Annotated in this window: 10 protein-coding genes and 1 pseudogene; 1 reads left to right on the forward strand and 10 read right to left on the reverse strand. The window is 51.7% G+C overall.

Translation table 11 applies throughout. From position 1 onward, the window contains the following. The first annotated feature begins 98 nt into the window (after positions 1-98). Positions 99-1,124, forward strand: a complete 1,026-nt coding sequence (locus tag ACX3YD_RS30285; RefSeq protein ID WP_458961826.1) for an IS110 family RNA-guided transposase — start codon at positions 99-101, stop codon at positions 1,122-1,124. 226 nt (positions 1,125-1,350) lie between these two features. Here ACX3YD_RS30285 and ACX3YD_RS30290 read toward each other — a convergent pair. The 10 genes and pseudogenes from ACX3YD_RS30290 to ACX3YD_RS30335 all read right to left on the reverse strand — a co-directional run. Beyond that, a pseudogene (locus ACX3YD_RS30290) lies at positions 1,351-1,512 on the reverse strand (dihydrodipicolinate synthase family protein); the annotation flags it as partial. Positions 1,513-1,540: 28 nt separating this feature from the next. After that, complete coding sequence (locus ACX3YD_RS30295) at positions 1,541-2,626, reverse strand: ComEC/Rec2 family competence protein (RefSeq protein ID WP_458961827.1); 1,086 nt, start codon at positions 2,624-2,626, stop codon at positions 1,541-1,543. A 1-nt stretch (position 2,627) separates the two neighbouring features. Beyond that, positions 2,628-3,668 (reverse strand): hypothetical protein, encoded by a 1,041-nt coding sequence (locus ACX3YD_RS30300; RefSeq protein WP_458961828.1) that lies wholly within the window; start codon positions 3,666-3,668, stop codon positions 2,628-2,630. Then, positions 3,665-4,822, reverse strand: a complete 1,158-nt coding sequence (locus ACX3YD_RS30305; RefSeq protein WP_458961829.1) for a caspase family protein — start codon at positions 4,820-4,822, stop codon at positions 3,665-3,667. The genes ACX3YD_RS30300 and ACX3YD_RS30305 overlap by 4 nt, the downstream gene beginning before the upstream one ends. 148 nt (positions 4,823-4,970) lie before the next feature. Next, positions 4,971-6,032 carry a hypothetical protein gene (locus tag ACX3YD_RS30310; RefSeq protein WP_458961830.1) on the reverse strand — a complete coding sequence of 354 codons (1,062 nt, stop codon included), beginning with the start codon at positions 6,030-6,032 and terminating at the stop codon, positions 4,971-4,973. 297 nt (positions 6,033-6,329) lie between these two features. Beyond that, the gene (locus tag ACX3YD_RS30315; RefSeq protein WP_458961831.1) at positions 6,330-7,118 is read right to left on the reverse strand and encodes a hypothetical protein; all 789 of its coding nucleotides are present in this window, start codon (positions 7,116-7,118) and stop codon (positions 6,330-6,332) included. Between the two features lie 195 nt (positions 7,119-7,313). Further along, positions 7,314-10,280, reverse strand: coding sequence for a DEAD/DEAH box helicase (locus ACX3YD_RS30320; RefSeq protein ID WP_458961832.1), 2,967 nt, complete (start codon positions 10,278-10,280; stop codon positions 7,314-7,316). Between the two features lie 303 nt (positions 10,281-10,583). Continuing rightward, a complete protein-coding gene (locus ACX3YD_RS30325; protein WP_410921568.1) occupies positions 10,584-12,533 on the reverse strand; it encodes a DUF3732 domain-containing protein in 1,950 nt (649 codons plus the stop codon). After that, the gene (locus ACX3YD_RS30330; protein WP_258695762.1) at positions 12,530-13,018 is read right to left on the reverse strand and encodes a three component ABC system middle component; all 489 of its coding nucleotides are present in this window, start codon (positions 13,016-13,018) and stop codon (positions 12,530-12,532) included. The genes ACX3YD_RS30325 and ACX3YD_RS30330 overlap by 4 nt, the downstream gene beginning before the upstream one ends. Further along, entirely contained in the window at positions 13,015-14,217 is a 1,203-nt protein-coding gene (locus ACX3YD_RS30335; protein ID WP_410921570.1) for an ABC-three component system protein, read from the reverse strand. Before ACX3YD_RS30335 ends, ACX3YD_RS30330 begins: the two co-directional genes overlap by 4 nt. Positions 14,218-14,538: the final 321 nt, after the last annotated feature.

A 14,538-nucleotide genomic window follows, 5' to 3' on the forward strand; every position in this document is an offset into this window, starting at 1 on the left:
AGGTGGTGATTTTTAATGTGGGGTAATGAGATGGTCACCCCCGACACCCTGCGAGGGCTACGCTTTCGCAGGGTGTTTTATTTTCGGAGGCCATCTTCATGAGCGAATTAGTGCGGGTCGGTATCGATCTCGGCAAACACAGTTTTCACCTGCACGGCCAGGACAAATCGGGTCGAGAGGTGTTTCGCAAGAAGCTCTCACGGCAGCAGATGATGAGGTTCTTCGGCAATCTCCCTGCATGCACCGTAGTGATGGAGGCCTGTGCTGGTGCACATTTCGTCGCTCGCGAACTGATGATCATGGGGCATCAAGCCAAGCTGATTTCACCGCAGTTCGTTCGGCCCTTCGTCAAAGGCAACAAAAACGATTTCGTCGATGCCGAGGCGATTTGTGAAGCCGCGTCGCGCCCGTCGATGCGCTTTGTCTCGCCCAAAACCGAGGCCCAGCAGACGCTTTCCGTATTGCATCGTCTGCGTGAGTCGCTGGTGCGCGACCGCACCAAAACAGCCAACCAGATGCACGGCTTCTTGCTGGAGTTTGGCATCAGTCTGCCAAGAGGGCTGGCCATCATGAAACGCCTGTCCAGTGTCCTGGCCGAACATGAACTCCCTGTTCGATTGACGGTGCTGTTGCAACGGCTGCACGATCACTTCGTCTACCTGGACGAGCAGATCAAGGCGCTGGATAAAGAGCTGGCAGGCCAACTGGCCGACGATGATCTGGGCAGTCGTTTACTGAGCCTGCCGTGTGTCGGGCCGATCACCGCCAGCCTGCTGGCTGTGGAAATGGGTGACGGCCAACAGTATGGATGCAGTCGCGACTTCGCCGCGTCTGTTGGCCTGGTGCCCAGACAGTACAGCACGGGCGGCAAGGCGAATTTGCTCGGGATCAGTAAGCGCGGTGACAAGAATCTCAGGCGACTGTTGGTTCAGTGCGCCAGGGTTTACATGCAGCGGCTGGAACACCAGAAAGGGGCTCTGGCCGATTGGGTGCGCTCGCTACTGATGCGACGGCATTCCAATGTGGTGGCCTGCGCCCTGGCGAACAAGCTGGCGCGGATCGCCTGGGCGATAGCGGCCCACCATAGCGAGTTTGAAGCAGGGCCAGACACCTTGAGTGCCTGACCCTGCGGTTGTTGCAATACCACGATTTACCTTTCAGGTTTTGCGATAGCTGAATAACGAATGACGTGAACGGCCCTCCGGCCTGGCGAAGAACCTGATCCATAAACCGGCTATATGAAGCCGCTGGGGTTTTTAGGATCGTCAGGCGCGACTCTCATCGTGGCGCGGGGCATGCCCCAGATAGACGCCGGATAGATTTAAGCAAGCCAACCACTTCACCCGCTAATCAGTATTGCAAAAACGGGGGTGACCATAGATTTATGGAGCGCTTACCCTCGAGTTTCTCATCTTTGCTCATTGCTGCAGCTTCGCCAGTCGTACCGCAGACGACTAGACCTCTCACGCCCTCAGCCAGGAGCGTTGTCACCACGGGTTGTAGGGCAACAAAATCGACGTGTTCCGCCCCGCTGCAGCTATTAGATGTCTAGCGAATGTCCATCTTCGTCGGATCCATATTCGGTAGAGTAACTGAAGCGCGATTGCCACTCTGTTCTTGACCATTTGGAGTTGTACTTGCTACTCACATTGAAAAGCAACCGTACTGAAGTATTTCCCCCATAATGTAGGATAGACGCTATCCCCTCGTCGTCGGGATGTTTATGTCGACTACCATCTGTGGATATCAGCCAGTTTGGGCAATTAATGGTTGCAATCAACCGTTCGGAAATATTTCCACGGCTACAGTGGTGGGGCACCTTGAATGCTGCGAGCTGTAGAGGGCGTTCAGGCGATAATTGTGTCACTGCTTCAACTAAATCCTCCGCGAAGGAATCGCCGGCAAGAAGAATTTTTTTATCTTCGTATTCGAGCAGCAATACTATGCTGCTTCCGTTTGCAGCTTTAGTGTCGCGCAACGGTTTTTGCTTGGTTAGGTTTTTTAGGGACTGAGCGCTCGGAAGCTCCAAAGATAAGCTCGCCCCCATGGGTTCTAAAACGGAAACTGAACGCGCCTGCTCTTTCTTCTGCGTAGCGATTTTTATTTCTTTGTCCCATTCAGGTTTGAGCTCTTTAAGTCGCTGCACAGTGGGCCCTAAGACAGTTACCTTCATCCCACCTGCGAGTTCAATAACTTCAAGCGGCTCTCCCTCGCGGCGACAGATTGCCCCACCGTTAAATAAAGTGTTCCATGGCTGAGTGATCAGCCAGTTGGTGAGCCTTTCGGCTTGAACAGCGCCTAATACTTCTAATGTAGAACTGCTTCTGCGTCCATCGAGGTGCATGTAACCGTTGAACCAAAAATCCTTAACGGAGACACCTGAGGGCTTATCGGAGTCAACGAAACAACTCAAAAATCCCCCGATATGGTCTGCGTCTATATGTGTCACTACAATCGCTTCGAAAGTTCGCTGCGCTTGGGGCAATGCACTAATTTTCTGGCTGAGCGTCTTCCCAATTTCCTCAGTACCCATATCAATAAGCATTTGATAGGGAGTGTGCTCCTCTCCCCAGCGTATCCAGATCGCATCTCCTTCGCGTGCGGGCAGCATTTGAATCGAGAACAACTTAGCCTCCAGGTGCTGTGGTAGTAAGATACATCGAATTCCAACTGACGGAAGGTGCGATTTTCGCTAAACGCTTGAGGGCTTCATTTCTTTGTTCATTGTGAGTAGCGTCCGGCCAGTAGCGGAGCAGGTCTAACAGTAACGAGAAATTCTCAGTCAAAAGTATGCGCTGTTTGCTAGCTTCACAAGCCAGGTTCAATGCATCTTCTGAGTGTTTAGTGCTGGCAAGGTATAGTGCCAATATTATTTTGCAGTCTGGCAGCCAGCCATGGTGCTTTGTCAAGTTAATTAAATACCTCTTGTTCCATTCATCAAGCTGACCTGTTTTGTAAAGAATCAGTGCTGCGAGTAAGGCGCCCGTAGGGTCCGTGTATTTCTCGATCAAAGCTTGAAGCGCATTACTGGCTACCTCGCCAGCTTTCATAATTTGCCCACTTCTGAGCATGCTTTCTAATCCGAAAGCTATGGATCTAGACTGTGAGATGTTTATCTGTACAGGGGCGTGTTGCGACTCGATACTTAGTTTCACGTGACAAGTAACGGAGTAGTGGTGGCCTTCGCTAATAGGGAGGCTCGCTTGAATACGTGACCCATTTTTTTCGAATGTTATAACCGATACTTTACGCATTGCATCTCGGTGTTGCACGATCCAATAGTTTTCGGCCGGATACACGGTAAAGTCGGCCTCAGTGTCAAGCAGTCTTGCCCCAGATATATCAATTTGCTCTAGGTTGTCAATTGTTTTGAATTGACTGTCTTCTTCTGGGGGGGCGGGCTGATAATCGAGGTCTGGCTCAAATTTCAGCTCGGTTTCATTTGATGAGAGTACTTCAACAATCTGCGATGCTCTCTTTCCATCTCCAAGAAATGCGCTAACTTCATAAAGTCCCGGCGGTAGATTGAACTCTCTCTCTGTAGTGCCTTTTTCAACAAGTATCAGCTCGCTATCTCGGATATCGATCGCAGTTCCACGCCCGCCGTAGTTAAACTTAGACTTCACTTTAATCTTGAGATTTACTTTTTCGGGGATGGTCTCGTTCATAGTGGAAGCTCCTTCAGCCGGCTTGGTGGTGCAAGCTTGAGATTATCTGAATCTTTCTCTTTAGTCGTAAGGGTTGTAACCTCAATCTTGTAGAGGCCGGCTGGTATTCTTGCGCAGAGCGGCCAAGTTGTATGATCGTCATACAAAACTCTGTCTAGATGAGACAGCTTTGCGCTGTAGTGCCCCCCAATCATGCCATCTTTTATTTGAATGGTTAGATCAACTTTCGGGGTATTTTCGCACTCATGAAAAACCTCATCATTAAAAATTCCGGTGCATTCGATTAATTGTTTTTCATCCCCATTGTCAGCCAGTAAGTCGACAGTTTTCCGGAGATACATCTGTAATCCGCTAGTAGACACCAGCCAAGGCGAACTGCGCTCCCCGTCAGAGGAAGCAGCATGACCTTCAACAAGAGCCAACATCAATGCCTCGCAGAAAAGTGTCAGCTCTCCAGGTTTTGCAAATGCTTGCTCTCCAGTTGATGCCGATAAAAATAGAGGAGAACAGGCGGCCGCACCATAAATATCTTTGTTGAATTTTAATACGCCAGCTAACTCTTCGAAATCTTGGGCGTCTGGAGCTCGTTGTCGGCATATGTCCACAAACCAAAACTGACTCCGCGCACCGTTTGTATAAGTCATGCTTTCATGCATAGCTCTCATATCTACCGCCCCCCTGTATCTCTCTTCCTCATGATCTGGGTGGGCGAAATCGCTCAATAGCAGTACAGCTCCTGTGTTGGTGAATTGAACACCATGACCCGCTACATAAACAATCGCGATATTGTTAGGGTTTCTTGCCGCAGCCTTTTTGAATTCTCTGAAAGCGGTTGCGACATTATCTCTTGTTGGGATTGAATCCTTTTCAAGCATATCCTTCAGGTTTTCACTTACTTCGTCTTCGGTCGCTGGCGATAAAAGTACCCGCAAGCTCCGGAGGGGAAATCCCTTGCGCCGATAATCATTCATCAACCAGGTCGCAAATCGCGCAGCAGATCTTGCGGCCGCAGTTAGCTGTCCGAAGCCAGAAGCTGAGCCTTGCTTACTGAATCTGCCTTTACTGTTACCTAAAAGATAGTCATACGCGCTTACACCGATGATCAGTGCATGGGTTCCGGGGGAGCCCGAGCTATCATCTATAACTGCTGTCATGCGGTAACCCACTCCTTGATTGGGGCCCGGGTATCAACCCTAAACGCTCTGTATGCCTTGAACCATGGAATTTTACTGCATCATGGTTCCCTGTAGCTAATAGGTTGTTAAATTTTTGTTTGAGAGGTCTAATTCTCAGCTACTCTATCTATCTTACGCTATTCAGCATCAGGTTTGATAGCCAAATAATAAATGCTAATAGGGCTTTACTTCTTTCTGCCTGATCCGAGCTGTGTGCTACGTCATTCCGTAACTTACTGGAATCAAGCATGGCTTCCATGATTTTGCTTTTGTTTTCTTCCGGTATTACCTGACTTGTTTTTATTAGCGCCTGATAGATAAATAGCATCATCATCCTCTGGTTAGAGCTGTTTAGCGTCTCTCTTAGTTTTTTGCTGTCGGCCCCAAACAATACAGTCGTCACTTTGTCAAGAAATTTAGTTGTTTTGAATGCAGTTTCGATCAACTTGTAGTAACAAAGAAAGCTCTCATCATAAAATCCAAGAAACTGATAATGCACACCTTTTTGGTAATGTTTTCTGATATTTTGGGGGACTGCCGAGAACCATTCATGGTGCTCTATTACATTCTTTTTTTTGATTAGGTAGGGGTGGAAGGGATGATGACCAGCGGAGTCGTGTCCGCCGCCTTGCTGAAGAATTCGGAAATCCCCCTCGTCAGCTGTAAGGTATAGATTAAGTGAGGCTGGTGTGTGCTTTGCAAAAAATCCTGAAAGTTCGATGTGGGCAATAATCTTATCTTTCAGGGATGTTGCTATTCCTCCAAAAAAACTTGAGAAATACACGCTCAAGTGCGTCTGTCGCGGTATACTTGGATTACTATCTAATGCGCTGGCTATATCTTTCTCAATCTCCCCGTAGTCTATTTTTTTCAGGGAGAACAGTGCTGAGATTTCGTATTTATCTGTAATTTCATAGGTGGGACTGAGTAGACTTATAATGCTTACTGTCTTTAAGTGCACACCTTCATCTTTCAAATAATAGTCGACATCAAGTACCACCTCAGGAACTTCGAGGGTGTGATCAAGGGTTACTGAGCCAGCACCTTTTTTCATTTTTCTTTGGGCAACTGCAGCGGCGAAGCTGAAGCCGGCGTCAATTTCAAAATCAAGTATAAACTTCGCACCAGCATTTCGGCGAGCAATGAATTGCTCCCAGTTGACAGGATCAATGGTTCTTATATATGTCATCATTTGCTCCTTAGTAGAGTGTTTTTTAGGATATTTAAGATAGATGAAGGTCGATTGACGCTTACTGCATTACCACCGCCTACCCTCTGGCCCAATACATCCAAAATTCTTGATCAGTAGTTTTGTTATTTTTGGAATTGACATATCCCTACATCTCTCATACTCGTATTTGTAGTGTTAGGCCGACTGCATGACTGGCTAGGTGAGGGTACTCGTTCGTCCAATGATGGCATAACGCCCTCGCTCAGATCAGGGCCCATGCTTTAGTGGTTGGAGATGCCTGGCCTGCCACTCTGGCTACTGATTAGCGAAATCCTTAGCTCGCGCCTTTTCGAACCACTCAGGCACTGTATCCACTTGGCTGAAACACACTTCAAGCGGCATACGTTTCCAGAATTCGGTGATGGCCAGCGAGAGCTCATCAAGTTGCGCTTCGCTGATGGTCAAGGATGTGAAGTCTACCCAAAGCAGCTCGGACGGAATCTCATCGCTTAGAGATGTGCGCAGAAATTCTGGGTGTTTGGCCTTGAGCTTTTCAAAGGCTGGGCCGTCGCCATGCTTGTAAACATTCACAACGTAGCGGTAGGCGCTAAGCCGCTCCATATAAGCGGTATCTTTGCTGGCAAGACCTGTCGCATCGAGGAGGCCTGCAATCTCATCAAAATTCGCGGACCAGACTTTCTTCAAAGTTACATCACCATCATGCCAATGGTGGATCTCCTTGACGAGCCAGCTACGCAGTTGCTTGTCCCACACATGGAACATGCCCGCTACGAGGCTGAGACGGGTCTGGTCCCGCATCTCGCTCAACAGGCGATAGTATTCGATGCCTTCGTGATAGGCATTTTCGAAGTCGGCCGCCGGGTCGTCCCGATCGGGATTGAAATGCAGCCCCCGGCTTTCCAGCCATCGCTCTGCAGCTTCATCAGCCTCCTTATCCATTTCGTTGAACTGCGAGAGCAGTTTTTTCTTTCCTTGGTCGAGATAGAACCGGTGCTCTTCGATCAAGCTTTCCCGAAAAGGCTCCCACATTTGGAAAAGCACGATGCCGTTTTGCTTCGGTTCGACGTTATCGCGTTGTGCCATGCTTGAGCTCCCCTTTGACTAGGTTGGTAAGTGGCCATAGAAAGGCCGTGATCAACTGTAGCTGCAGGACGTCAGACCGGCAGGAAAGCGAGCCGAATCGCAGTTAACTTGAAGAAGCGGGGTAGCCACAAAATGCTAGTTTGGTTTGGGACGGTGCGCTTTCCGGGCGCCTCTATCTCAAGGATCTCTTCGCCGCTATTCACTCACCAGCCAATAAGCCTTGGCCGCACCTTGGCGTGCGTAACCGATGCAGAAGGCCATCAAGTCACTGAGGCGCTCGTCCACCATGGTGCGACGTATTCCGGGCTGGACGCCGACAACTGTAAAAGTGAGCTTCGTTGCAGGTGTCGACTCTAAAAGCTGGAAGGTTTCCTCCTTATCTCCTCTGACAAAATAAGAGGGCGATGTGTGTCGCCGGTGCATGCGATCTTCCATGTGATGCACCAATGTCGAGACCTCGCAGTAATAAGCGGACTTCACCAGTTGTCCGGCGACCTCATACACATCACCGACACGCCCGCCATTGGCCGGCCCTCCTGCACCTTTGCAGTGGTAAAGGGTTACATTTACGTCCTGGGCCTCATCGGCCGTGACACAGATGTAATCGGCAGCTTCACCTGATCGATGGTCGTAGTACAGGCACTGCAGATCAGGCAGCGTCAGGAGGTATTGCTCCAGATGCTCCTGTACCGTTGCATTGCCTTCCAGCTGCGCGCGGCGCTCCAAGGTTCGAGGTTCCTGATTGTTGGGCAGGAATTCGACCTCAATCGCGCATCCTGTCCAATCGATCGACTCGGCATCTCCCGGGGCGAGGGCAAGTGTTCGAAGCAGAGGGGCGGCGATCTTGTTCATCCCCTCAAAGGAAGACTTGTCGGTGGCATAAAAGATGGGAGGGTGCTCGCTTAGCCATTCGGCCAACGGCATCCATGCGTCATAACTGGACTCAACCAAGATTGATGCTTCAGGATCCAGGCAATTGATGAGTTGGCCACCTTCGAGGCTGAACCGCATCCGGATCTGTCCCTCGGTGTGCACGATGGAGAAATCCAGCTGCCCAGCCTGAGGATTGCAGTCAAAATCTTGGATATCCCATTCCACGAGCCTGGAGAGTAGGGGGCGTTGCTCCGGTGAAGGTCGGAACTGGATTCGTGGATTGCCCTTGAGGCCTTGCCGTGGCCAATTTGCGGCAATCAGCGCGTCCGGCAACTCTCGAAGGGTTGTAGTGGTGCGAACTAAGTCCAGGTGAGAAGCGCTAAATTGAGCATCGCCCGCGATGCGCCCGTTTAGCGTCTGAACCCAAGCGACGAAGTCGGGGACTGAAAGACGCTGGTTGCTCCAGATTCTTGAACTGCTGCTTGCACCGATGGTTTCGCGAATCAGCCCGTTCATGCCGCTCCCGAAGTAGTGACCTTGGGCGTAAGCACGGCTATCACCTGCTGTCACGGCGCGCTCTGCTTGCGGGCCGGTCAGGGTTCTGTAGGTTTCGACCTGTGAATTGAACGTGGTGTTCTGCAGGCCAACAGCAAAGAACTTCATGCCTTCCAGTCCCGCTCGCGCACGACTGGTCTCCTCGTAGCTCAGTCCGCGGCTAGCTGCTCGGCAAACAATCTCCATGATCGTCAGGTACAGCTTTTCTGTTCTGAGTGTTGATCCGATATAACAGTAGTTTGACTCAGGGAAATACATGAGTAGGAAGGCTTCGTGCCTCACGTCAGTCAGCGTATTCGAAGTGGCCCAATTCGGAGGCGCTTCATCCGCCGTCAGTACGAGGGAGATCGTGCCGTCTGGCGTTTCCCACTGTTTAACGATTCGAAGAAGCCGACCCACCCTCTCGCCAAGAAGCCCGAAGTCCGGTTGGCGGCTGCAGTGGAAGACGCGGACGTGCGCATAGAGGTTGAAGGAAAGAGCGGACACTGACTCGTAATCTGATTCGGTGATCCGGCGTACCGGTAAGCTCTCGATGAATTCTTGAGCCTCGACCGCCCCCTGGATCTGAGCGAGAGCAGCCTCATCAATCATTTGAGCTAGGTCGACACCTTCTTTTAGCAGAGTCGCCGTCGCTTCGCGAACCCGGAACGCCGGCGCTATCAATGTAGGGCGTCCGGTCGTGTTATCAATCCTTGCAAACCTGCCGATAAACTGGATGGTGGGCACCAAGGACTTGTGAGGCGCGTGCAGCGCAGCGACCTTGAGCTTTGGGAAGTCGTAACCTTCGCCGAACATGTCGACGCAAATGATTGCCTTGAGCTCGCCCGAGACAAGCTTCTCTTCGATCGCATCCTGCTGACGCTTGGTTAGTCTGCTGCTAATGGCGGCCACGGGTACACCCAACTGCTCATAGACTGGCACGAGCGCTTGCGCCGATGAAATTGTCGCGGCTCGAACAAAGAGCCGGTGGTCGAAGCCGTTGGCTAGATCTTCTTCCAACTGTGCAACGGCAGTCTGCGCAATCACGCGATCGACGTGGTCGTCATCAAGTTCGTTTTCAATCACAGCCTGCCGAAAAGTGATCGGGTCAAACGCGCCTTCAGAGACAGCTCTCATCACGGGGTATCGGTACACCAGTTTTCCTGGAATTACGCGATTATCGCGCCTGAACGGTGTAGCCGTAAGGAAGATGAATTGAGCATTGGCGTAGTGCTCCAAATAGGCCGCCCAGGAATCTGCGGGGGCGTGATGTGCCTCATCGAAGATCACCAAGTCAAACAGGTCAGATGCTGCTCCTGGGGCAACCATTGGGGACGAGCTGCCTGGGGTCGACACCACCACGTCGTAGTCCCGCAGCAGCTCCCAGTTCTCCGGCGTCAAGGGCCGACCCGAATGAAGATGAACTGAGGGGAGGGGCCCATCTTCAGGTAGTGCACCGATGCGCCGGAGTGTCGAAAGGGCGGAAAAATGCGAATGCACCTGTTTGCGCAGCGCACTTGATGGCTCGACTATCAGAACGCGGCCTGTTCCGAGCAGAAGTGGTAGCGACATCATGAGCGATGTCTTTCCATAACCGGTAGGCAAACAGATGATTGCTGGATCATCTTGAACCGAGAAGTGAGCCAAGGTCGCATGCATTGCGCCTAGCTGACCTGGTCTGAAGCCGCTGTTTGGGCTGTCCGATTGCTGAAAAAGTTTAAGGGTTCCAGCCTGTTCAACAAAAAATCCAGCCATGCTGTCCTTCCTTGGAAATTTAGCGCTAATCGTAATCTGCGGTGCACTTTAAACAAGAGTCGAAAGAGCAACGCGCCATTAGATGCCGTATGCATTCCCCAAATCAACCTCCTCAGTGCCGCTAGTTTTCGTCGATACTGAGCCACGAGATGCGCAAGAAAAGAGGGGCGACCAGTGCTCGTTTTGGCTGCCGCTGAGGTTTGATGTGATGCCCGACATTTGACCAATCCGTCCGCGCATACGGATTCCATTCGAGAATTGCGCGCATGCCACAGGTAGGACATGCGCATCAGTCAGCAGCGATTATCCTTTTACAGGCCACTCCTCTGGCACCAGCGCTGGAGGTTTAGACCATGGATCCTCTACCAGTGCATCCTGAAACCATTGGTCTCGGAGGTTGGCGTGCTCAGTGACGATAATCTGAAAGCCAGGAACCTCATCCTGGGTGAATTTCAGAAGCAGCTCGAACAGTTTCCGCACCGCCACCATGTCAGCGTCTGCCTCAGTTTTTTGCACCGAGCCATCGGCCTCCTGATAAACCTTTTCGGAAGGGAAATAGACCTGCGTTGGCTGGTCGATCATCAGGAAACGAGGAAGAGGACGATTGCTCTTGGCCGCGAACCAGTGAAGCGCAAGTAGCGCACTGAGATGGTAGGCAAGATGGTTTTCCCCGCCGCCAGTTCTGGCCATTGGTACCGGGCGTTCGGTTTTGTCGAACACCACTGTCAGTTGCTTCAGATCGAGCCGCGCAGGGTAATCACTGAACTCTGCCCCAAAGCGTGTGATGTATCGCGACATTTGCGCAGAAATGTTGTTCAGGATCGATATCAGACGATCATCGCTGTCATCCAAGCCAATCGCATTCTCCAGGTCCTTGACCCGCAGCTCCCGACGTTGATACTCGGCTCGAAGGTTGCTCAGGTCAGCATCGGGGATTAGTTGCTCCAGAAACCAGCTGATTCTGCCGACAACAACGGAGGCAGCGGTGGTGCGGGCTTCTGCTGAGGCGAGCGCTGTACTTGCGGCGATTGCAGCACTCAATTCGGCATCTTTCTCGGAGATCTGATCGGAGATTTTTTGATGGTTTTCTTCCTCCGTAGTCAAGTAGGCCTGCAACTTCGGCCTCTGCCCGACTACTACCGTCATTTCCTCCTCTAGCGTGGCTAGTTCCTGCAGGAGCGATGCGGCAATGGGAGTATCCATGGCCAGGTTGCTTTCACAGAACGGCCACTGCCATTCGCCTGTAGCGACGTTCTTGGGAAGGGATTTGATCGAGCCCAAGCGATCAATATGTTGGCTAGCCTCATTCGAAAAGCCGCTGGCTCGCCTCTCAAACTGCTTACCGGCATCGATCCGGCCCTTGATCTCTCGCCGCGTCTTACGCAGATTAGCTAGCTCAGCTTCTAATTTTGTGACCCTGTCCCCGTCGTCAACTACACGTTTTTGGGGTACCCATTGAACCGCCTCGCGCAGCGCCATAATCAATCCATTCTCGCCGCTAGGCGTAGCGTTGGAGCTGATGATGCCAACAGCCTTGGCCTCTGAGTACAGCGAGATGGCTTTGAGTTGAAAGGTGTCGAGCGTCTGCTGTGCTTCCGAGAGCACTTTTGCCTGAAGCCTCAAGTCTCGCTTCGCAATTCGTAGCTTTGCTTCGTGCTCAAACCGTTCATTTGTCGACACGCCCAGCAGGATTGGAAGCGTATCTCGAATGGCCTGTGGCTGAAATTGCTCGTTCTGTCGGTAAAACAGCTGGTCTTTGTTTGCGACCAAACCCTGCTTCTGGAACATGTAGTAGTACGTGTGCTTGATGTTCGCATCAAAGCTCACACGGCTATGCTCAGCGTCAACGTCAGTACGGTTTTCCGGAATCCCGATCAAGCGTGAGAGCAGGGACGTGACGGTATCGTCATCCGCGTTAACCGCTAGCTCGCCGAAGGGCAGTGCAACCACCTGGTCACCATATCTCACCATCGCGGTGCTACAGCTCACACCCCCCGTCGGCGGCGTGGGCTTCGCAATCATCACCTGGACGCCAGGTAGCTGGTAGATAACTGCAAACCAAGACACCTTGTCACGGATGATCCCTTCCGGGACGTTGAACGTGGATCGCCCCATGCAGTATTCGATGATGTCCGAAAGCGCGGATTTACCGGTTGAGGATCTACCCGTAATTACGTTCAGTCCGTCGACCTTGAATTTGAGATCTCGACGCTGACCGTCGTGGCTATACACATGGATGGAGCTGATCTTCATGGTCTGATTCCGAATGCTGTATATATCGTTACTCTGTCGCCAATGCGCGCAAATTCGCGGCCCAGAAGGCGGGCCGCTCGCTGGCAACTGATCGACTCCTCAGTTCCTGTAATCGCTTTCTTGGTCGTCTTGGGCGTACCGATTAGTCGACCTTCTGGCGTGACCTGAAAGCAGCCCATTTGCATGGCCAGCCCGAACGCTTCAAATGTAAACGGGAGCATCTCGGTTACCCGCTCCGCAAACGCAATGAGAAGCTGGGGATTATCCTCGATGGTCTTGAGTAGGTAGCTTCGACTGCTAGGGGCGAGGACGTCCCGGCTACCCTTGTGAAGTGATAACGGTAGTATCAATAGGGATAACGAGAAGGGAATGCCCCTTGCGTCTTCGAGCTCAAACGCCTCAAGCGAGCGCATCAGCAGCAGAGCGCAAAAAGCAGGATTGAAGAGATTTTTGGTTTCAAATGGCCTCAAGTCCCAGCGCTTCATGGGTTAACTCCCACGATTCGCTGAACCCCGGCGAGGAAAGACGGATGCCAATAGACCCTAGGGGTAGGGCGATGGTTGGCCAGGATATGAAAACCTCCGCGCAGAACATATGGCTCGGTAACGCGAGCTCGGATCTGCAACGAGGCCATGTTGCCGCTTCCCAGTTCAGCCCATTTGTACAGGGTCTTACCGGCATCAGTCAGAATTGACTCAGCGCTGTGCTCGTTCAAGTCCTCGAAAACTACCTCGCGGTACCGCTCCCATTCGTCAACTAGGCGATCCTCGTAAAGTTCGATTTCCTGGGATACGAGAAGATTCTCACGGGCCCATGCGGATCGCTGTTCGAACGCGCGATAGTAGTCCAAGATCGCATTACGGATGCGGGTAGAACTGATGCCAAGCGCTCGTAGCTGCTGAACGAACACTCTGGAATCAGACTCCACATCGATCTCTTCAGCGGGGGATACATTTCTGAACGTGATCGGCAGGTTGTCCGAGGCGTACTCTTCGCAAAACGAAGAAAGCTTGTCGGAGATCTCGTGGTTGTAGATTGGAGCATCCTGCTGGCCCGATAGCAGCCGCACGATCAAATCGTTCCACCACCCCTCAAGTCGCTCGTAAACAGCGTCCCTTATCTCGCGGCGCACGGTTCTCATTTTACCTTTGATAATCGCAGGGATATCGACGATACGAGGGCTTTCATCAAAGATGGTAATCCTCGCAAAAAAGTCCTCTTTCTCTAGGTCGGAGAAAGTGCGCAAGGCTGCCTGGATAGGGAGCAGAAGCTTGGAATTACTGGTTTCCAGCGTATCGACCGCCGTGACCCAAAGCTTGGGCCCTAGCTCAGCGCGCGAGGCGTCCGGCAAGAAGTGGCGTAAAAATGAGTCGGATGCGACCGTGGCCGTGCTAAATAGAAAGAACCTCAGATCAGACTGGCTCCTATCCTGGGCATCGTACCTATGGATCCAGATGTTCACCGACTTCCAGAAGTCGACCGAAAGGTTGGTGATTCGATCCCCTACGGCCTTGTGTTTCAACGACGCGAGAGTCTTAACACCGCTTGCGTCAATGAAGTCCAAATCATCTTCTTTTTCGATCAGCACGGATGTGCTTTCGGGCATTTCCAGCATTTTCAACAGGGCAAATCTAGGCTGGTAAATATAGCCAAGTCCCTGCTCGCTCGCGGAAAAGCGATCCATTGCATACCTCCGATGTACACGCTAGCTTGGTTTTTTTGCGCAACGCCCGCACGAATTGCAGCACGATACGGTGTTTGGAGGCCCTCTTGGGTGAGTGCAGAGGCAGGGCGCAAGAAACGGTATCAAGATGATATCATCGGCATTGGGATGGGCACGAGCGCCTAAATATTTCCAGGGCGTTTTTTCAGCACCTATACCTCTCAGCGTCGGCGCCGTACCTTGAGCAGAATCACTGATCTTAAGCACCCACTTTTGGCAAAAGCTGCTCGTAAGCCGCAGCTAGGTGTCTGCAATTTTCAAGACGCTGCAATGGCAATCCGG

It is taken from the genome of Pseudomonas fluorescens group sp. PF-1, from assembly GCF_054481335.1.